At 70.4% G+C, this 18,989-nt stretch carries 17 protein-coding genes; 10 read left to right on the plus strand and 7 right to left on the minus strand.

From position 1 onward, the window contains the following. The 4 genes from VN520_RS03025 to VN520_RS03040 all read left to right on the plus strand — a co-directional run. Positions 1 to 300: DUF6457 domain-containing protein (locus VN520_RS03025; RefSeq protein ID WP_325745255.1), on the plus strand; the 300-nt coding region annotated here is incomplete at its 5' end. After that, positions 297 to 1,973 carry a molybdopterin molybdotransferase MoeA gene (locus VN520_RS03030; RefSeq protein WP_325745256.1) on the plus strand — a complete coding sequence of 559 codons (1,677 nt, stop codon included), beginning with the start codon at positions 297 to 299 and terminating at the stop codon, positions 1,971 to 1,973. The genes VN520_RS03025 and VN520_RS03030, both read left to right, overlap by 4 nt. After that, positions 1,931 to 3,073 (plus strand): potassium channel family protein, encoded by a 1,143-nt coding sequence (locus VN520_RS03035; RefSeq protein ID WP_325745257.1) that lies wholly within the window; start codon positions 1,931 to 1,933, stop codon positions 3,071 to 3,073. Before VN520_RS03030 ends, VN520_RS03035 begins: the two co-directional genes overlap by 43 nt. A gap of 69 nt (positions 3,074 to 3,142) precedes the next feature. Beyond that, complete coding sequence (locus VN520_RS03040) at positions 3,143 to 4,129, plus strand: NAD(P)H-quinone oxidoreductase (RefSeq protein ID WP_325745258.1); 987 nt, start codon at positions 3,143 to 3,145, stop codon at positions 4,127 to 4,129. Between the two features lie 161 nt (positions 4,130 to 4,290). Here the strand turns inward: VN520_RS03040 and VN520_RS03045 are convergent, their stop codons facing one another. From VN520_RS03045 to VN520_RS03055, 3 genes are all read right to left on the minus strand, one after another. After that, the gene (locus VN520_RS03045; RefSeq protein ID WP_325745259.1) at positions 4,291 to 4,839 is read right to left on the minus strand and encodes a bacterial proteasome activator family protein; all 549 of its coding nucleotides are present in this window, start codon (positions 4,837 to 4,839) and stop codon (positions 4,291 to 4,293) included. Positions 4,840 to 5,113: 274 nt separating this feature from the next. Next, positions 5,114 to 5,548 carry a hypothetical protein gene (locus tag VN520_RS03050; protein ID WP_325745260.1) on the minus strand — a complete coding sequence of 145 codons (435 nt, stop codon included), beginning with the start codon at positions 5,546 to 5,548 and terminating at the stop codon, positions 5,114 to 5,116. A gap of 208 nt (positions 5,549 to 5,756) precedes the next feature. Next, positions 5,757 to 7,382, minus strand: coding sequence for a protein kinase domain-containing protein (locus tag VN520_RS03055; RefSeq protein ID WP_325745261.1), 1,626 nt, complete (start codon positions 7,380 to 7,382; stop codon positions 5,757 to 5,759). A gap of 293 nt (positions 7,383 to 7,675) precedes the next feature. Between VN520_RS03055 and VN520_RS03060 the strand changes: the two genes are divergently transcribed. Next, positions 7,676 to 9,313: a protein kinase domain-containing protein gene (locus tag VN520_RS03060; RefSeq protein ID WP_325745262.1), complete on the plus strand. Its 1,638-nt coding sequence runs from the start codon at positions 7,676 to 7,678 to the stop codon at positions 9,311 to 9,313. A gap of 24 nt (positions 9,314 to 9,337) precedes the next feature. Here VN520_RS03060 and VN520_RS03065 read toward each other — a convergent pair whose 3' ends face one another. From VN520_RS03065 to VN520_RS03075, 3 genes are all read right to left on the minus strand, one after another. Further along, positions 9,338 to 10,393 carry a phosphotransferase gene (locus VN520_RS03065; protein ID WP_325745263.1) on the minus strand — a complete coding sequence of 352 codons (1,056 nt, stop codon included), beginning with the start codon at positions 10,391 to 10,393 and terminating at the stop codon, positions 9,338 to 9,340. Positions 10,394 to 10,418: 25 nt separating this feature from the next. After that, positions 10,419 to 11,036, minus strand: coding sequence for a pyridoxamine 5'-phosphate oxidase family protein (locus VN520_RS39535; protein ID WP_414719757.1), 618 nt, complete (start codon positions 11,034 to 11,036; stop codon positions 10,419 to 10,421). Positions 11,037 to 11,120: 84 nt separating this feature from the next. Beyond that, complete coding sequence (locus tag VN520_RS03075; protein WP_325745270.1) at positions 11,121 to 11,780, minus strand: response regulator transcription factor; 660 nt, start codon at positions 11,778 to 11,780, stop codon at positions 11,121 to 11,123. A 346-nt stretch (positions 11,781 to 12,126) separates the two neighbouring features. Here VN520_RS03075 and pdhA point away from each other — a divergent pair, with 346 nt between their 5' ends. Genes pdhA through VN520_RS03090 form a run of 3 tightly spaced genes read left to right on the plus strand, consistent with a single transcriptional unit; the run spans position 12,127 to position 15,678 of the window. Next, the gene (pdhA, locus tag VN520_RS03080) at positions 12,127 to 13,287 is read left to right on the plus strand and encodes a pyruvate dehydrogenase (acetyl-transferring) E1 component subunit alpha (protein ID WP_325745264.1); all 1,161 of its coding nucleotides are present in this window, start codon (positions 12,127 to 12,129) and stop codon (positions 13,285 to 13,287) included. Positions 13,288 to 13,289: 2 nt separating this feature from the next. Further along, positions 13,290 to 14,270 (plus strand): alpha-ketoacid dehydrogenase subunit beta, encoded by a 981-nt coding sequence (locus VN520_RS03085; protein ID WP_325745265.1) that lies wholly within the window; start codon positions 13,290 to 13,292, stop codon positions 14,268 to 14,270. 10 nt (positions 14,271 to 14,280) lie between these two features. Further along, the gene (locus VN520_RS03090; protein ID WP_325745266.1) at positions 14,281 to 15,678 is read left to right on the plus strand and encodes a dihydrolipoamide acetyltransferase family protein; all 1,398 of its coding nucleotides are present in this window, start codon (positions 14,281 to 14,283) and stop codon (positions 15,676 to 15,678) included. Between the two features lie 232 nt (positions 15,679 to 15,910). Here the strand turns inward: VN520_RS03090 and VN520_RS03095 are convergent, their stop codons facing one another. Beyond that, positions 15,911 to 16,810, minus strand: a complete 900-nt coding sequence (locus VN520_RS03095) for a D-alanyl-D-alanine carboxypeptidase family protein (RefSeq protein ID WP_325745271.1) — start codon at positions 16,808 to 16,810, stop codon at positions 15,911 to 15,913. Positions 16,811 to 17,082: 272 nt separating this feature from the next. Between VN520_RS03095 and VN520_RS03100 the strand changes: the two genes are divergently transcribed. Then, a complete protein-coding gene (locus VN520_RS03100; RefSeq protein WP_325745267.1) occupies positions 17,083 to 17,766 on the plus strand; it encodes a GntR family transcriptional regulator in 684 nt (227 codons plus the stop codon). Continuing rightward, positions 17,763 to 18,989: MFS transporter (locus VN520_RS03105; protein ID WP_325745268.1), on the plus strand; the 1,227-nt coding region annotated here is incomplete at its 3' end. The genes VN520_RS03100 and VN520_RS03105, both read left to right, overlap by 4 nt.

Consider the following 18,989-nt stretch of genomic DNA (forward strand, 5'->3'; position numbering starts at 1 on the left):
AGGGAGCATGGGACCGTGCTGGACGAATGGATCACCGCAGTCAAGAACGAACTGGGCATCGAGCTCGACGTCGACACCGGCGTCCTGCTCGACCTTGCCCGTGATGCCGCACACGGTGTCGCCCGGCCCGCCGCACCACTGACCACCTTCCTGGTGGGATACGCGGCGGCGATGGCGAGCAGCGGCAGGAGCCCGGAGGCCGCGGCTGAAGCAGTTGCCGAAGCCTCCCGTAAGGCCACTGCCCTCGCGCTCCGTTGGGAGGAGGAGACGGAGGCGGACGGCGGGCCCGGCACGCCATGACCGCGCACGGAGGAGATGCGCGGGCGGCCGAGCAGGAGCGGGCGGCCGAGGAGGAGCGGGCTGTCGAGCAGGCCCTGGCTCTCGTCGGGCGTCAGCCGCAGGGCGCGCAATACCCATCGGGCCGGCCCGGTGCGACGGTTCCGGCTTCCTCACCGGCGACGGCAGAGCCGGGCACGGGCACCGGCCCTGCCCCGGGCGCCGCTCCGGCACCGGGAGGTCCGACACCAGGTGGTCCGACTTCAGGTGCTCAGGCATCGAGCGCTCGGGCATCAGCCACTCCGATGCCGGGCGGCTCCCCGATGCCGGGCTCCCCGGCTCCGAGCGCCCGGCTCCCAGGAGGGCCGGTCTCGGGCGTCCCGGCCTCAGAGGCCTCGGTCTCGGCCTCGGGAGCCTCGGGTCCCTCCAGCCGTCGCGGGACCTCGTCGGTCCACGATGCAGCCCCCTCTTCGCGCGCCCGCCGGGCCAGGGCAACCGCCTGGCCCGAAGCACGTGCTCTGGCCGAGCGCCTCGGCCGTACCACCCTGGCCGCCCACCGACTGCCTCTGGACCGGGTTGTCGGGCATGTTCTGGCCGAGGCAGTCGTCGCGCTCACCGATCTGCCGTCGTTCGACACCTCAGCCATGGACGGCTGGGTCGTCGCGGGGCCGGGGCCCTGGAGCGTACGGGAGGGGGAAGGACTGCTGGCCGGAAGCGGTTCCACGGAGCCGCTTCCCGACGGGCAAGCACTGCGGATCGCCACAGGCGCACGGTTGCCGGCGGACGCCACGGCTGTGATCCGCAACGAGCACGCACACTGTGACGAGGCCAAAGGCCTGCTGTACGCCACCCGCGCAGTCGTCCCGGGACAGGACATCCGGCCCCGGGGCCAGGAGTGCCGGTCCGGCGACGAGCTCCTGCCCGTGGGAACCGTGGTGACCCCGCCCGTCCTCGGACTGGCGGCTGCGGCGGGGTACGACGCTCTCGTCGCCGTACCCCGGCCCCGCGTGGACGTCTTCGTACTCGGCGACGAACTCCTCACGGCGGGGCTTCCGCGTGACGGGCTGATCCGGGACGCGCTCGGCCCCATGCTGGCTCCCTGGCTCCGCGCCCTCGGGGCCGAGGTCTCCGAGCCTCGGCGCCTCGGCGACGACGCCGCGGTGCTCCGCCAGGCCCTCATCTCCTCCGACGCCGATCTGATCCTGACCACGGGCGGGACAGCCGCCGGCCCGGTGGACCATCTCCACCCGGTTCTGGCCGGGATCGGGGCCGAGCTGCTGGTGGACGGGGTGGCCGTGCGCCCGGGCCACCCCATGCTCCTGGCGCAACTGGCCGAGGGCGGCCCCTGCCTGGTGGGCCTGCCCGGCAACCCCCTCGCCGCCGTCTCCGGACTGCTGACGCTGGCCGAGCCACTGGTCAGGGCAATCGCCGGCCGGTCTGTCCAGGGTCGTTACCGCGCGGTCGTCCATGAAGAGGTGCATGGGCACCCGCATGACACCCGGCTGATCCCTGTGATCCATCATGACGACAGCGTCATGCCGCTCCATTACAACGGTCCCGCCATGCTCCGCGGGGTCGCCGGCGCGGACGGGCTGGCCGTGGTGCCGCCCGGCGGGGTACGGTCCGGCACCGAGGTGGAGATCCTCGATCTACCGTGGGCCTCGGCATCGCCGTGGACGGAAGGGTGTTTCACGTGAAACTTCCCGGCCACGATGCGATGGCCAGGCGCGCCGACGAACATGTCGTACCGACCCGGGTGCTTCTGCCCCGGCGAGTGGTGGACAGACCGCTGCGCCAGGTGGCCAAGCGGCTGGCGATGGCTCTCACCGTGCTGGCCGCCACGGTTTTCATCGTCTGGGCCGACCGTGACGGTTACCACGACAACGCCGACAACAGGGTCGACTTCCTCGACGCCGTCTACTACGCCACGGTGACGCTGTCGACGACCGGCTACGGCGACATCGTCCCGTACAGCGACCCGGCTCGACTCGTCAACGTGGTGCTGGTGACGCCGTTGCGCGTGCTCTTCCTGATCATCCTGGTCGGCACCACCCTCGAGGTCCTGACGGAACGGACCCGGGAGGACTTCCGGCTGAACCGTTGGAGAACCAACTTGCGTGAACACACCGTGGTCGTCGGCTTCGGAACGAAGGGCCGCTCGGCAATCCAGACGCTCTGTGCCACCGGCCTGAAGAAGGACCAGATCGTCATCGTCGATCCGGCCGGCAAGGTGATCGAAGCGGCCAACGGCGAAGGGTTCGTGGGGGTGCTGGGGGATGCGACGCGCAGCGATGTGCTGTTGCGGGCTGAGGTCCAGAAAGCCCGTCAGATCATCATCGCCACCCAGCGCGACGACACCGCCGTGCTGGTCGCCTTGACCGCGCGTCAGCTCAACCGGGGCGCCAAGATCGTGGCCGCCGTGCGTGAGGAGGAGAACGCGCCACTGCTGCGGCAGTCCGGCGCCGATGCCGTGATCACCAGCGCGAGTGCGGCGGGACGTCTGCTCGGTCTCTCCGTCCTCAGCCCGAGCGCGGGCACGGTGATGGAGGATCTCATCCAGCAGGGCAGCGGGCTCGATCTCGTGGAACGGCCGGTGATAAAGGCCGAGGTGGGCAAGAACGTACGCGAGACCGATGACCTGGTGGTCAGTGTCCTGCGTGGCCACCGGCTGCTCGGTTACGACGACCCGGCGGCCAGCCCTCTGCAGTTGACGGACCGGGTGATCACGATCGTGCGTGCCTCACCGCTCCACACATCGCCGACGCACCCCCCGCAGCAGCCCAACCAGCGCCCTTAGGGCAGGGAGCGGACGCGATGCGGGCAGGCCGCCCCCGTCCGGGACTCCGCACGGAGTAGCCTCGCGGCCATGTATGCGATCACGATCCCCGAACCAGGCGGCCCCGAAGCGCTCGTATGGGCTGAGGTCCCCGATCCCGTACCAGGCGAGGGCGAAGTCCTCGTCGAGGTCGTCTCCAGCGCGGTCAACCGGGCCGATGTGCTGCAACGGCAGGGCTTCTACAATCCCCCGCCGGGCGCTTCCCCCTACCCCGGCCTGGAGTGCGCGGGCCGCATCGCGGCGCTCGGCCCCGGGGTGACCGGGTGGTCCGTGGGTGACGAGGTGTGCGGACTGCTTGCGGGCGGTGGATACGCGGAGAAGGTGGCGGTGCCTGCCGGCCAGCTGCTGCCCGTGCCCGACGGTGTGGACCTGGCCGATGCCGCAGCACTGCCCGAGGTGGCGGCGACGGTATGGTCCAACGTCTTCATGGTGGCCCACCTGCGCCCCGGTGAGACTCTTCTGGTCCACGGCGGTTCCAGCGGGATCGGTACGATGGCGATCCAGCTCGCCAAGGCCGTCGGCGCGCGCGTGGCGGTGACGGCGGGAGGTCCCGAGAAGCTGGCGCGCTGTCAGGAGCTCGGCGCCGACATCCTCATCGACTACCGTGAGCAGGATTTCGTCGAGGAGCTGCGCAAGGCGACGGACGGTGCGGGAGCCGATGTGATCCTCGACATCGTCGGGGCGAAGTATCTGGACCGGAACGTGCGGGCACTGGCGGTGAACGGACGCCTCGCCATCATCGGCCTCCAGGGCGGTGCCAAGGGCGAGCTGAACCTGGGCGCCCTGCTGAGCAAGCGAGCCGCTGTCACGGCAACGTCTCTGCGCGCGCGGCCGCTCGCGGAGAAGGCCGCGATCATCGCGGCGGTACGTGAGCATGTGTGGCCGTTGCTCGCCGACGGCGTCGTGCGGCCCGTCGTGGACCGTACTGTTCCGATGGCGGACGCCGCGGAGGCCCACCGGCTGATGGAGTCCAGCAGCCACATCGGCAAGATCCTCCTGGCCGCGCCGCAGGCCTGACACGGGCGTGCCGGAAGCGGGCGCCGGGCGCGGCGCGTTCGAAACCACGTCCGAACCCCGCGGACCACGCGCGCACGCCGCGCGCACGCCGGGGCCCGGCACACATCGCGTCATCGCGTGTGCCGGGCCCGGGGCGTACCGCTGTGAGGTGGTGCTGAGGGCTAGAGGTACGGCCCGGAGCGCGCCGGTCCGTGCGGATCGGCACCGCCTTCCTCGTCCTCATGGCCGAGGCCGGGAGGAAGAGCGCGGCGCATGGTCTCCAGCTGGGCACGGGCCGCCATCTGCTGGGCGAACAGTGCTGTCTGAATGCCGTGGAAAAGGCCCTCCAGCCATCCGACGAGCTGGGCCTGCGCGATCCGCAACTCAGCTTCGGAAGGCACGGACTCCTCGGTGAACGGCAGGGAGAGCCGTTCCAGCTCCTCCACGAGCTCCGGTGCCAGGCCGTCCTCGAGCTCCTTCACCGAGCTCGCGTGGATCTCCTTCAGCCTGACCCGGCTCGCCTCATCGAGAGGAGCGGCCCTGACCTCCTCCAGAAGCTGTTTGATCATGCTGCCGATGCGCATGACCTTCGCGGGCTGTTCGACCATCTCCGTCACCGGGACCTCGCGCGATTCGTCGTCACCGCCACCGCCGCCGACAGCCATTCCGTCCTGCCCCACCACGAGGACTTGGGGGTGCTCCTGCGACCGTTCATTCCTCGGCATCTCCATGACGCCATTGTCTCGCACACGGGCGTCACCCCATGGTGGTGCCCCCGGAAAGGGGTGATCACCCTCTTTCCGGGGACACCGGGATGCGTACTCACCGCGGCCGGTCACCTCGCGCGTCGCGCAAGGGCCGGGCATGTCCTGGCGAACAACGACGGCCGGCACTCCCGCGAGCACCGGTACGCCGGACGCACGCATCACTGACCACGCTTCACCGGGCACACGCTTCACCGGGCACACGTATCTCCGGGCACACATCACGGTCCGGGCTGCCGGGTCAGTCCGTGCGGCGCATACGCAGGCCCAGAAACGCCAGCCCCAGCCCGACCAGGGCGATTCCGCTGCCCAGCGACACGTCCCGCACCTGCCGTACGGCGGGCTCGTCCAGCGCCTGCTGCTGCCGTGCCGCCTCCGCGGGCTCCGGGAACGCCTCGGGCGGAGGCGTGAACGCGGGCACCTCGGCGGGATCGGGATCCGGCGGTACTTCGTCGGCCGCGGCCTCGGAACTCGCGGCCTCCTGCGGTGTCAGCGACCGCCCCGGCCGTGCCCGGCCCTCCCCGGCCTGCCGCCCGGCCAGGGGCGGCCCCCCGGGAGGAGGGCTCGCAGTGGACGAACGGGGAGCCGAGGGCTGCGCAGGCGCCAGGTGACCCGGTCGTGCGGTCGCAGCGGCCCCGTTCTCCCCGTACGCCCAGGAGGCGGGCCCGATCGCCATACAGGCCGCCATCACCAGACAGGCGACGCACCGTGAAGAGCGTGGAACCGGGAGGCCTGGGGGCATGAGATCAGCGTCACATGCGCTGAAATGTCCGGCATCTCGAATGCGCCCGGAAACCTCACCTCACCGGCAGCCCCGCCGACAGGCAGCGGAAGCCGGGCACGAGGAAGCCGGAGCGAGGGGAAGACGGGAGAGGTGCAGCCGGTCAGGCCGGGTTGCCCGTGGACACACGCAGCTCGAAGTGGGCGCCCCGCTCGGAGACCGCGGTGCCGGAAGACGGGAACTGGTCGACCACCTGGCCCTCGGCGTAGGTGTTGCCCTCCACCTCGACCTCCTTGATCGTCCAGCCTGCGGCCAGAGCGCACGCCTTCGCGGAGAGGATGTCCTTGTAGACGAAACGCGGCGCCTGGACCTTCGCCGGGTCGTCCGTGTCCTCCATGGCGTCCGTGCACTCCTCTTCGTCCATCGTCCGGTTCCGCTCCGGAGGCTTGTGCTCACCCGCCACGGCGGACTCACTGGCGCTCGGGTCGCCGCCCTTGCCGCTCCCGGAGTCGCCGTTCATGCTCAGGAAGGTGATCAGACCCCCGATCGCGACCAGGGCGACCACGATCGACCCCACGACGACGGGCAGGTTGCGCTTGGAGGCGCCTCCCGCACCCCCCATGGGCTGCGGCGACACCGTGTACGGAGGAGGGGTCTGCTGCCCCAGGTGCGCCGGGGTGCCGTACGGCTGGGCCGTCTGCGGGTAGCCGTACCCCGGCGTGGGAGCGGGCGCCGGTACGCCGTAGGGGCCCGGCTGGTGCTGCTGGTGGGTGTGCGGCTGGTATGGCGTCTGCACGCCCTGGGGTGACGGCACGGCCTGGTCGACGGGCGGGAAGACCGCCGAGCCGACGCCCGAGCCGCTGTGCACCGGGGCACCGCCACCGATGATCACCGGGGCGCCGGCGGGGCCGTTCGCGCTCAGCACGCGCGCGATCTCGTCCTGCATCGCCGCAGCGCTCGGGAAGCGCTCGTTCGGGTTCTTTTTCAGCGCGCGGGCGACGAGGGCGTCCATCGCGGGCGTGATCGACCGGTTGATGCTCGACGGGGCGACCGGCTCCTCCTGCACATGCGCGTACGCGATGGCGAGGGGGGAATCCGCATCGAACGGGATGCGTCCCGTGAGCAGCTGGAAGAGCATGATGCCGACCGAATACAGGTCGGAGCGCGCGTCGACGCCGCGGCCGAGCGCCTGCTCGGGGGAGAGGTACTGCGGGGTGCCCACGACCATGCCGGTCTGGGTCATCGAGGTGACCCCCGACTGCATGGCCCGGGCGATGCCGAAGTCCATCACCTTGACGACACCGCGCTTGGTCATCATCACGTTGCCGGGCTTGATGTCGCGGTGGACCAGGCCCATCTCGTGGCTGGTCTCCAGGGCGGCGAGCACATCGGCCGTCACCTTGAGGGCCTTGTCGGCAGGCATCGCGCCGTACTGCTGGATGTCCGACTGGAGCACGGAACCGAGCGGCTGTCCCTCGACGTACTCCATGACGATGTACGGCATCAGCGCGCCGCCCAGCTCGTCCTCGCCCGTGTCGAACACCGAGACGATGTTGGTGTGCTGCAGTTTGGCGACGGCCTGCGCCTCGCGCCGGAACCGCTCGCGGAAGGACTGCTCACGCCCGAGCTCCGTGTGCAGTGTCTTGATGGCGACCTGCCGGTCCAGCGCGGAGTCGTACGCGAGGTAGACGGAAGCCATGCCGCCCTCGCCGAGCAGGTCGCGCAGCTGGTAGCGGCCGCCGGCCACGGAACCGCCCGCGTAACGCCCCTGTGCGCCGTCGTGGCTCATGACTTGCATCCCCCTCGGCGCCCGACGGACGCGATCATCCCTGTGACGGGCCAAGTCTGCCCGAGGGGTACGACACGTCAAGCCGGGTGCCCGTTCCGTGACCCTACGCACAAGAAGCGTCTCGGAAGCGTTACAGGAAGCGCATGGAATTTGCGCGGACGGCGCGCGAGCCGATTGGATGGCCCGTCACTCCGGGACCGGTGTGCCGCACAGAGGCTGTAGCGTGACGTGGCAATGCGACAAGGCACCGTGAGGACCCGCGGACGCGCGGACAGATACGACGGCGAGGACTGATGGCACCCGAATCCGAAGCAAACGGCGGCGGAGTTTCGGATGGCACCGACTCCTGGGGTGTCGGCGGTGTGGTCGGGGACGGCCGATACCGCATGACCCACCGGCTCGGCCGCGGCGGCATGGCCGAGGTCTACGCCGCGGAGGACGTCCGTCTGGGACGCACGGTGGCGGTGAAGCTGCTCCGCTCCGATCTTGCCGAGGACCCGGTCTCCAAGGCCCGTTTCACGCGTGAGGCCCAGTCGGTCGCGGGGCTCAACCACCATGCGATCGTCGCCGTGTACGACTCCGGCGAGGACGTCGTGGGCGGTTCGACCGTGCCCTACATCGTCATGGAGCTCGTCGAGGGCAACACCATCCGTGACCTGCTGCTCGAGGCCGAGGCGCCGCCGCCCGAGCAGGCACTGATCATCGTCTCGGGAGTCCTGGAAGCCCTGGCCTACTCCCACCAGCACGGCATCGTGCACCGTGACATCAAGCCGGCGAACGTGATCATCACGCACTCCGGCGCGGTCAAGGTCATGGACTTCGGCATCGCTCGCGCGCTGCACGGCGCCCAGTCGACGATGACCCAGACCGGCATGGTCATGGGCACGCCCCAGTACCTCTCCCCCGAACAGGCGCTCGGCAAGGCGGTCGACCACCGCTCGGACCTGTACGCCACCGGCTGCCTGCTCTACGAGCTGCTCGCCCTGCGCCCCCCGTTCACCGGCGAGACCCCGCTCTCCGTCGTCTACCAGCACGTCCAGGACATTCCGGTCCCGCCCTCCCACGTCACCGGCGAGGTTCCGCCGGAGCTGGACGGGCTCGTCATGCGCTCCCTCGCGAAGGACCCGGACGACCGGTTCCAGAGTGCCGAGGAGATGCGCGGCCTCGTCCAGTACAGCCTGCAGATGCTGCAGGTCCAGGGCGGGCACACGGGCACCTGGAACACCGGCCCGGTCAACGCGCACGACAGCGGTCACACGGCGGCGATGAACATCGGAGGCGGCACCGCGGTCATGGGGCCCCTGCACGGGGACACCTCGCAGGGCCCGATCCTGCCGCCCATGAACCCCGACGACGGGGCATACGCGGGCGGCCACGACAACGGCGGCGGCCGCGGCAAGATGTGGCTGTTCGTCCTGCTCGCGCTGATCGCGATCGGTGCGGGTGTCGCGTTCGCCCTCCAGGCCGCGGACAACGGCGACACGAAGGAGAAGCCGCCCGCCACGACCTCCCCTTCGGCGTCCCCGTCCGAGACGAAGGCCTCGCCGAAGCCGTCGGACGAGAAGACGGAGGAGGAGTCGACGGCGCCGGACACCTCCACGGGCGGTAACAGCTGGCCCAGCAGGGAGCCGTCGTGGGATCCGACCGACGCGCCGACCCAGGACCCCTCGGACACCCCGTCGTCGCCGGACCCCGGGACGAGTGACGGTGGCGGCTCCACGACCGAGGGCGGTACCGGCGACGACGACGGCGGAACCGGTGAGGACGACGGCGGAACCGGTGACGACGGCGGCACCGAGGGCACCAGCGAAGGAACGACCGAAGGCAACGGCACGACGACCGAGGGCGGCAGCGGTGGTGCGGCGACCGGGTCCTCAGCCGGCGCCGCCGCGGGTACGACCACCGGCGCGGGGACGGGCACCACGCCCTGAGCCGGGTCCGGGTGTCCCGGGCCTTCACCCCGTGAAGGCCTCGCTGACCGTCTCGTACTCGCGCGTCCACCACACCGCCAGGGCCGACACCGCAGGGAACTGCGGGTCGGCCCTGCGGTCGTGCAGGCGGTAGCGCCAGCGCAGTATCCAGAAGTCGTTGAGGCGCTCCCACCACACCCGGTGCACCGCGGCCGCCAGCTCGGCCGCTCCGGCGCCCGCCGACCGCCGGTAGGCGCGTGCGTATGCCCGGACCTTCTCCAGCGCCAGCTTCCCGTCCGGCCGGACGAAGAAGATCGCCGCCGCCCGTACGGCCTCCTCCGCACGAGGCTGCACGCCGAGCCGGTCCCAGTCCACGATCGCTACGGGGTCGGCGCCCCGGTAGAGCAGATTCAGCGGGTGGAAATCGCCGTGCACCCACCCCCTGGCAGAGCAGTCGGGGGTGGGCGGGCGGCGGTGCGCATGCTGCTCCAGCAGGGCGCGGCGTTCGACGAGCCGGTGTACGGCGAGCTCGTCGAACGCGTCCCGGGGGCCCAGGTGCCGCGCGGCGGCCAGCAGCTCGTCGATCAGCGTGAACGTGTCGGCGGGATCGGGACTCTGCCCCCGCGCCGGAGGCGGTGGGGCCGCCTCCATGACCTGCTCCAGACCCATGTGCACGGCTCCGAGGAGTGCCCCGAGCCGGCGCGACTGGGCAGTCGTCAGCTGCGCGCCGTCCCGATGGAGGCCGTCCACCCACCGGTGCAGGGCATAGCGCTGTCCGTCGATCACCGTGACCGTGTCACCCTCTGTGTCCGTGAGGGGCGGGGCCACCGGCACACCGAGGGAATGCAGCTGCTGGGTCGCCCGGTGCTGCCGGACGATCGTGGCGTGGTCGCCGCTGGCGTCATCGAGGTGGTGCTTGTCGAGGTGGTGCTTGAGGAAGTAGGCGCCACGGGTGGTGGACACGCGATAACCGTGGTTGAGCAGACCCTTGCTGAGGGGTTCGCAGGCGAGGGGTTCACCGGTGTCCGGGTAGCGGCGCAGGACCTCGTCGACCGGAGGGACAGGCGGAAGGGTCACAGATGAGCGCAGCACTCGCCACATGTTAGGTGACGCTAAGTGTCCGGCCTTACGGACTTGCGCCGAAGTTCAGAGTGTGTATATGGGCGAGGTGCGGATCGAGCCTGAGGTAGACCGGATCGAAGCGCCGGCCGTTCACCTCGGCCGGACCGGTCCCGAAGCGTTCGCGCTGGTCAGAAGCCGGGTGAACGATCTGTACGGGGCCGGTGAACTGCACCGACCAGAGGTCTTCCGCGCCCCCGGGCGCGGAGCAGCTGAAGTTGTCCGCTCCGTACGCGATGACGCTGCCGTCGCAGGACCCGTGGAAGCCGAGCCCTCTGTGCATCCGCAGGACGACGCGGCCGTCGATCACCAGGTGCCGGGCCACCGCCAGGAAGGGCAGGGCTCGCATGCTCGTCGCCAGCCGGCCGTAGCGGACACTGCCGAGCAGCTCGATGGCGCGGATCTTCTCCGCGGCGGAGGAGCCTGAGGCCTCACCGGAACCGGAACCGGAGCCGGAGCCGGACCCGAAACCGGGGCCGGAGGAGCCGGATCCGGAACGGGGGCCGAAGGGACCGGGGCCGAAGGAACGGGGGCCGAAGGAACCGGAAGTTCCACCGGAGCCGGAGGGGCCGAAGAAGCCGGAACCTGTCGCGGTTCCGGTGCCGGAGGGGCGGGGAGGAGGCATGCCTCCCACTCTCGAGGACAGGTAGGAGCCGTGTAAGGGCCGGTCGCCCCCGGCGGCCCGGGACCAAGGTCCCGCCCGGCGGGCTCAGCGCTTCTCGGCCTGGAGCCGCGCCACGTACGCCGCCGCCTGGGAGCGCCGCTCCATGCCCAGCTTGGAGAGCAGGCTGGAGACGTAGTTCTTGATGGTCTTCTCGGCGAGGTGCAGCCGTTCGCCGATCACCCGGTTCGTCAGCCCTTCGCCGATCAGGTCGAGGATCCTGCGCTCCTGCTCGGTCAGTCCGGCGAGGCGGTCGTCGCCCTTGCCGTCCTTGCCCTCGCGCAGCCGTTCGAGCACCCGCGCGGTGGCCGCAGGGTCGAGCAGGGACTTGCCGGCCGCCACGTCGCGTACGGCGCTGAGCAGCTCATCGCCCCGGATGGCCTTCAGCACGTACCCCGAGGCGCCCGCCATGATCGCGTCGAACAGGGCCTCGTCATCGGCGTACGAGGTGAGCATCAGGCACTTGATGTCCTCGTCCCGGGAGCGGACCTCACGGCAGACCTCCACCCCGCTGCCGTCCGGCAGGCGCACGTCCAGGACGGCGACGTCGGGCCGGGTCGCCGGGATCCGCGCGAGCGCGTCCGCCGCGGTGCCGGCCTCCCCGACGACCTCGATGTCCTCCTCGGCGGTCAGCAGCTCGTGGACGCCACGCCGGACGACTTCGTGATCATCGAGCAGGAATACCGTGATTTTTCCTTCTTCGCGCACCTTCGCAGTCTCACACACTCACTGGTCCTGTGCCCTTCCCTGGGACTGCCCGCCGGGATAACGTGCCGTTGTTCCGGCCGCCTGCCAGGCTCTTACCAGCGCTGTGACCAGCGGGAGTTCGCGATTTTCGCGATTTACTTGGAAATCCAAGCAAAATCGCAGGTCACAAGGTGTTTCGCAGTTATGCGACGCACTGGGTAACGTGCTTATGACAGGACGCTCGCCGGGGCACCTGTCACGCCTGTTCCCGGCCGAGCGGCACCCACCCCGTGCACGGGTCCGGACACAGGCGAGCCGCACTGGTTCCCGGCCATCCCGGGGGCCGGACCGACGGAGGAGCACGCACGTGACCGTGGAGAGCACTGCCGCGCGCAAACCGCGACGCAGCAGCAAGCGGACCAGCGCCGCGAAGACGCCCGCGAGGACGCCGGAGGGTTCCGGCCCCCAGCTGGTGCAGCTGCTGACGCCCGAGGGCGAGCGCGTCGCACACCCGGACTTCGAGATCGACCTGAGCGCGGACGAGCTCCGCGGCCTCTACCGGGACATGGTCCTGACCCGTCGCTTCGACGCCGAGGCCACCGCGTTGCAGCGCCAGGGCGAGCTGGGCCTGTGGGCCTCGCTGCTGGGCCAGGAGGCCGCACAGATCGGCTCCGGCCGCGCGCTGCGCGACGACGACTACGTCTTCCCCACCTACCGGGAGCACGGTGTCGCCTGGTGCCGGGGCGTCGACCCGACCAATCTGCTCGGGATGTTCCGCGGCGTGAACCACGGCGGCTGGGACCCGAACACCAACAACTTCCACCTGTACACGATCGTCATCGGCTCGCAGACCCTGCACGCCACCGGCTACGCCATGGGCGTCGCCAAGGACGGCGCGGACTCGGCGGTCATCGCGTACTTCGGTGACGGGGCCTCCAGCCAGGGCGATGTCGCGGAGGCGTTCACCTTCTCCGCCGTCTACAACGCCCCCGTCGTGTTCTTCTGCCAGAACAACCAGTGGGCGATCTCCGAACCGACCGAGAAGCAGACGCGCGTGCCGCTCTACCAGCGGGCGCAGGGCTTCGGTTTCCCCGGTGTGCGGGTCGACGGCAACGACGTGCTGGCGTGCCTGGCCGTCACCAGGTCGGCGCTGGAGCGGGCCCGGCGGGGCGAGGGGCCCACCCTCGTCGAGGCGTTCACCTACCGGATGGGTGCCCACACCACCTCCGACGACCCGACCAAGTACCGGGCGGACGAGGAGCGGGCGGCCTGGGAGGCCAAGGACCCGATCCTGCGGCTGCGTACGTACATGGAGAAGCAGGACCTCGCCGACGCGGCGTACTTCACCGCGCTGGAGGAGGAGAGCGAGACCCTCGGCAAGCGGGTCCGCGAAGCGGTACGGGCCATGCCCGACCCGGACCGGCTGGCGGTCTTCGACCACGTCTATGCCGACGGCAGCCCGCTCGTCGACGAGGAGCGCGCCCAGTTCTCCGCCTACCAGGCATCGTTCGCCGAGGAGGGCAACTAGCCATGGCCGCTGAGAAGATGTCCCTCGCGAAGGCACTCAACGAGTCGCTGCGCAAGGCTCTCGAGACAGATCCCAAGGTCCTCATCATGGGTGAGGACGTCGGCAAGCTCGGCGGGGTCTTCCGCATCACGGACGGGCTCCAGAAGGATTTCGGCGAGGACCGGGTCATCGACACCCCGCTCGCGGAGTCCGGCATCGTCGGTACGGCGATCGGCCTGGCCCCGCGCGGTTACCGCCCGATCGTCGAGATCCAGTTCGACGGCTTCGTCTTCCCCGCGTACGACCAGATCGTGACGCAGCTGGCCAAGATGCACGCCCGTGCCCTCGGCAAGATCAAGATGCCGGTCGTCATCCGCATCCCGTACGGCGGCGGCATCGGTGCCGTCGAGCACCACAGCGAGTCGCCCGAAGCGCTGTTCGCGCACGTGGCGGGCCTGAAGGTCGTCTCGCCGTCCAACGCGAGCGATGCCTACTGGATGATGCAGCAGGCCGTCCAGAGCGACGACCCGGTCATCTTCTTCGAGCCCAAGCGGCGTTACTGGGACAAGGGGGAGCTCGACACGGAGTCCATCCCCGGCCCGCTCCACAAGGCCGCCGTGGTCCGTGAGGGCTCCGACCTCACGCTCGTCGCGTACGGCCCGATGGTGAAGGTCTGCCTGGAGGCGGCCGCGGCGGCGCAGGAGGAGGGCAAGTCGATCGAGGTCCTGGACCTGCGGTCGATGTCCCCGATCGACTTCGACACCGTACAGACCTCGGTCGAGAGGACCGGCCGGCTCGTGGTGGTCCACGAGGCGCCGGTGTTCTACGGCTCCGGGGCCGAGATCGCGGCCCGGATCACCGAGCGCTGCTTCTACCATCTCGAAGCGCCGGTGCTGCGGGTCGGCGGCTACCACGCCCCCTACCCGCCGGCCAGGCTCGAGGACGAGTACCTGCCGGGTCTCGACCGGGTGCTCGACGCCGTCGACCGCTCGCTGGCGTACTGAGGAGAGGGCCGTGACGACGATGACCGAAACGTCTGCTCGTTTCCGCGAGTTCAAGATGCCCGATGTGGGCGAGGGGCTGACCGAGGCGGAGATCCTCAAGTGGTTCGTCCAGCCCGGTGACACCGTCACCGACGGCCAGGTGGTGTGCGAGGTCGAGACGGCCAAGGCCGCCGTGGAGCTGCCGATCCCGTTCGACGGGGTGGTGCACGAGCTGCGCTTCCCCGAGGGCACGACCGTCGACGTCGGCGAGGTGATCATCGCGGTGGACGTGGCGCCGGGCAGCGGTGACGCCCCGGCCGCTGCTGCGGAAACCGTTCAGCAGCCCGTGGCGGAGGCCGAACCGGAAGCGCCCAAGGGCCGGCAGCCGGTGCTCGTCGGCTACGGCGTGGCGGAGAGCTCCACCAAGCGCCGTGCCCGCAAGGGACCCGCGATCCCGGGACCGGCCGCCGCCGCGGTCCAGGCCGAGATCAACGGCCACGGCGCGAAGGCCCCGGAGAGCCGTCCGCTCGCCAAGCCGCCGGTGCGCAAGCTGGCGAAGGATCTGGGCATCGATCTCGCCACGGTCACCCCGACCGGCGAGGGAGGCGTCATCACCCGCGAGGACGTCCACGCGGCTGCCGCGCCGGCCCCCGTCGAGGCCCCGGCGCGGACCGAGGAGGCCGCAGGGGCCCCCGCCCCCGCAGCGGCACCGGTGGCCCAGGCGGGCGCCCGGGAGACCCGCATCCCGGTCAAGGGCGTGCGCAAGGCCATCGCGCAGGCCATGGTCGGCAGCGCCTTCACCGCGCCGCACGTCACCGAGTTCGTCACCGTCGACGTGACGCGCACGATGAAGCTCGTGGCGGAGCTCAAGGAGGACAAGGACATGGCGGGGGTCCGGGTCAATCCGCTCCTGATCATCGCCAAGGCGCTCCTGGTCGCGATCAGGCGCAACCCGGGGATCAACGCCGCCTGGGACGAGGCCGCCCAGGAGATCGTGCAGAAGCACTACGTCAACCTGGGCATCGCCGCCGCCACCCCGCGCGGCCTGATCGTGCCGAACATCAAGGACGCGCACGAGCAGACGCTCCCGCAGCTGGCCGCGTCGCTGGGCGAGCTGGTCTCCACGGCCCGCGAGGGCAGGACGTCCCCCGCCGCGATGGCGGGCGGCACGGTGACCATCACCAACGTCGGCGTCTTCGGCGTCGACACGGGTACGCCGATCCTCAACCCGGGCGAGTCCGCGATCCTCGCGGTCGGAGCGATCAAGCTCCAGCCCTGGGTCCACAAGGGCAAGGTGAAGCCCCGGCAGGTGACCACCCTGGCGCTCTCCTTCGACCACCGCCTGGTCGACGGTGAGCTGGGTTCCAAGGTCCTCGCGGACGTCGCGGCGATCCTGGAACAGCCGAAGCGGCTGATCACCTGGGGCTAGTGCCGCATCGGCCGGGGCCCGCCCCGTCGCGGCGTCCGGCACGCCCGCCCGCCGCACCGGCCGGAAGCCCGGGCACGTCCCGTACGAGGGCCTCCGGCCGGCTCGCCGGGAAAACACGGCACCGGACGCCGCTCATCGACGGGCAGACCTCGGCCGAGGCGGCACCGGGAAGCCATGAGAGGAGGGGCCCGCCGCGCGATGCGGCGGGCCCCTCCTCGCGTGTGCGGGCCGGTTACTTCTTGAAGCCGTAGTCCAGGAGCTTCTTCGCGTCGGCCGTCCGGGCGGTCGCGGAGGTCGAGGTGAGGACGGTCCCGATGACCGTCTTGCCGTTGCGGGTCGCCGCGAAGACCAGGCAGTACTTCGCCGACGGGCCCGAGCCGGTCTTCACGCCGATCGCTCCGCTGTAACTCCCCAGCAGCGGGTTGGTGTTCGACCACGACATGTAACGGTAGCCACCGCTCTTCGTCGTGACCTTCTGCTTCGTCGACTTCGTCTTCACGATCGCGCGGAACGTGGAGTTCTTCATCGCGCTGCTCGCGATCTTCGTCAGGTCGCGCGGCGTGGAGTAGTTCGAGCCGCTGCCGATGCCGTCGAACGAGTCGAAGTGGGTGTTCTTCAGGCCGAGGCTCTTCGCGGAGGCGTTCATCTTGCTGATGAAGGACTTCACCCGGGCCGCGCGCGTGGAGCCGGTGCCGAACTTGTCGGCGAGCGCGTACGCGGCGTCACAGCCCGACGGCAGCATCAGGCCGTACAGGAGCTGGCGGACGGTGACCTTGTCGCCGACGATCAGCCGGGCCGACGAGGCGGTGTTCTTGACGATGTAGTCGCTGTACGCCTTCTGGACCGTGACCTTGGAATCAAGGTTCAGGTTCTTCTGCGCCAGCACCACCTTGGCGGTCATGATCTTCGTCGTGGACCCGGTGGAGCGGCGGGTGTCCGCGGTTTTGGTGTAGAGCGCCTTCCCGGTGCCGTCGTTCATCACGAAGCCGCCCTTGGCGGCGATCGTGGGCACCGGGGGTGCCGCTGCCTGGGCCGCGGAGGCGAACGCGCTGCCCGTGAGGACGGCGCCCGCAGTGAGGGCCACAGTGGCCGCAACGGTTGCGCGGTTCATGCCCTTGGGACCGATGTTCAAGTCAAACACTCCAAATGCACCTGAAACGCGGCCACATGAGGGTGCCGCTCGATGGTGAGACTCGCGAGGTGCCCGGATGGATGTACTCCCGCACGAGTGATGTCCCTCCCAGGGGGCGGATCATGCGACCTGTCACCGGACAGGACTCCGGACGGTCTCCGGAGGAGCGCGGATCCGGACACGGGCAGGTCCAGGTCCGGATCCCGGGCGGGCCCGGGTCCGTATAGCGGACGGGGAGGAGGACGCACCCATCTTGTATCTATGCTGTGTGCATGCCCGCCGCACCTGTCACGTCCCCCACTGCCCGCAAGGCGGATCCCAAACCGCCGCCCGCAGCCGAGCGCGTCTACACCCACGTCAAGGAAGCGGTCCTCGACCGCCGCTACGAGGGCGGCACGCTCCTCACCGAAGGCGACCTGGCCGAGGCCGTCGGAGTGTCCCGGACCCCGGTGCGGGAGGCGCTGCTCCGGCTGGAGGCCGAAGGGCTGATCAAGCTCTACCCCAAGAAGGGTGCGCTGGTGCTCGCGGTGTCCGCACAGGAGATCTCCGACGTGGTGGAGACCCGGCTCCTCGTGGAGGAGTTCGCCGCACGCAAGGCGGTGCCCGCGCCGGCGCAGTTGATCGCCCGGCTCGAACAGCTCCTGGAGGAGCAGCGAGAGCTCGCCGAGGCGGGCGATCTGGCCGCGGTGTCCGTCAAGGACCGCTGCTTCCACGCCGAGATCGTGAAGAACGCGGGCAACGAGATCCTCTCGCGCCTCTACGACCAGCTCCGGGACCGGCAGCTGCGGATGGGCGTCGCCGTGATGGAGGCGCACCCCGGCCGCATCGCCGCCAACATCACCGAGCACGGTGAACTGCTGGACGCCATCAGGTCCGGCGACGCGGAAGGCGCCGCACAGGTCGTACGGCGCCATGTCAGCCGGGTCAAGGTGCTGGTCCGGGGTGATGACCGGTGACCTCCGCCGCTCCCACCCTCTCCCTGCCCGGAGATCCGCCCGGCGGCCGACGCGCCGCGTGGGTCTGGGGCATCGGCGTCGCCGTCTACTTCGTCGCCATCATCTTCCGTACGAGCCTGGGCGTCGCCGGACTCGACGCCGCCGAACGGTTCGACGTCAACGCCTCCGCCCTGTCGACGTTCTCCATCCTTCAGCTGCTCGTCTACGCCGGCATGCAGATACCCGTCGGCCTCCTGGTCGACCGGCTCGGCACCAAGAAGGTCCTCACCATCGGGGTGGTGCTCTTCACGGCCGGGCAACTGGGCTTCGCGCTCTCCCCCTCGTACGGGACGGCGCTCGCCTCCCGCGCGCTGCTCGGCTGCGGTGACGCGATGACGTTCATCAGCGTGCTGCGGCTCGGCGCCCGGTGGTTCCCGGCGCGGCGCGGACCGCTGATCGGGCAGGTGGCCGCGCTCTTCGGGATGGCGGGCAACCTCGTCTCGACCCTCTTCATCGCCCGTGCGCTGCACGGGTTCGGCTGGACCGCGACGTTCGTCGGCAGCTCGCTGGCAGGTGTGCTGGTGCTGGTCCTGCTGCTGCTCTTCCTCAAGGACCACCCCGAGGGCCACGAGCCACCGCCCGCCGAGCACGCCGGAGCGGCATACGTGCGGAAGCAGATCGCCGCCTCCTGGCGGGAGCCGGGCACCCGCCTGGGCATGTGGGTGCACTTCACCACGCAGTTCCCCGCCATGGTCTTCCTGCTGCTCTGGGGCATGCCGTTCCTGGTGGAGGCGCAAGGGCTGAGCAGGAGCGCTGCCGGTGAGCTGCTCACCCTGGTGGTGCTCTCCAACATGGCCGTGGGGCTCGTCTACGGGCAGGTGATCGCCCGCCACCACGCGGCGCGGGCCCCGCTGGCCCTGGGCACGGTCGCGATGACCGCGCTGCTGTGGGCGGCCACGATCTTCCACCCCGGCGACCACGCGCCGATGTGGCTGCTGGTCAGCCTGTGCGTGGTGCTCGGCTCCTGCGGCCCGGCCTCGATGATCGGCTTCGACTTCGGCCGGCCGGCCAATCCGCCGGAACGCCAGGGCACCGCCTCCGGCATCGTCAACATGGGCGGCTTCGTCGCCTCGATGACGACCCTGTTCGCGGTCGGCGTCCTCCTGGACGCGACCGGTGACAACTACCGCATCGCGTTCGCCTCGGTCTTCGTCCTGGAGGCACTCGGCGTCGTGCAGATCCTT

This window comes from Streptomyces sp. (assembly GCF_035563135.1).
Classification (GTDB): domain Bacteria; phylum Actinomycetota; class Actinomycetes; order Streptomycetales; family Streptomycetaceae; genus Streptomyces.